A 768-nucleotide genomic window follows, 5' to 3' on the forward strand; every position below is an offset into this window, starting at 1 on the left:
TTTGAAATTGATAAAGAACGGCCACGGGTAGAAATAAGGGCAGTTAAATTAAACATGTAGGGGGTGACAGATTTGAAATATACAGTGGATCAGCTATTTACTGATTATTTCTCCGGAACAATCGAAAAGCAGATAGCTTGGCGACGATTTGAATTGCGATTTGACAACCCTGTTCGTGATGAAAATGTTGGTGGCGGTAAAAAGCAAAATGAAATCAATCGGGCCCTAGATAATCAGATTATTAGGGAAGAGTCTGATCCGGAAATGATTCAGCTTACCATTCGCTATGAATCGGTTAAGCAATTTATGCAAACAATTGACCAACAGCTCGTCACGATGTTGGATTATCATTACGACGAACAAAAGAATTATGTGTGGCCTAAGATTGCCGAGATGGTCTATAAGTCGAAGAGCCAGTGCATTCGTGATGTACAACATGCTAAAGAGAAGTATTACAAGTCTCATTGGTCAAGGCCTGTGGAAAACTTGACCCTCTGAAAACATGCGACTATCATGCGACTTTTGACCTAAAAAAAGGTGGTATATTTGTAGTATAGAAATTTTGTAAAAGAATTTCTGCGGGGTGCGGAAACACCTACGCTCCTTTAAATAGTCAGCCTGGAATGGTTGGCATTATGCGTGTCTAGCTGAGACAGTTTAGCGCTGGGGTCATGTCCGAGTAGTAGGGTGGTGCAATTCCACTGACACGCTTAGCTTGCCAAGACCCAAGCAATTGGTAGCGAGTAGTAGTCATCTCCTGGCGGAAGG

At 42.2% G+C, this 768-nt stretch carries 1 protein-coding gene; it reads left to right on the forward strand.

Annotated features, from left to right (window positions below):
- Positions 1-72 precede the first annotated feature (72 nt).
- Positions 73-498 carry a DUF722 domain-containing protein gene (locus AOQ32_RS08395; RefSeq protein WP_059394397.1) on the forward strand — a complete coding sequence of 142 codons (426 nt, stop codon included), beginning with the start codon at positions 73-75 and terminating at the stop codon, positions 496-498.
- The last annotated feature ends 270 nt before the right edge of the window (positions 499-768 follow it).

It is taken from the genome of Fructobacillus tropaeoli (assembly GCF_001047135.2).
Classification (GTDB): domain Bacteria; phylum Bacillota; class Bacilli; order Lactobacillales; family Lactobacillaceae; genus Fructobacillus; species Fructobacillus tropaeoli.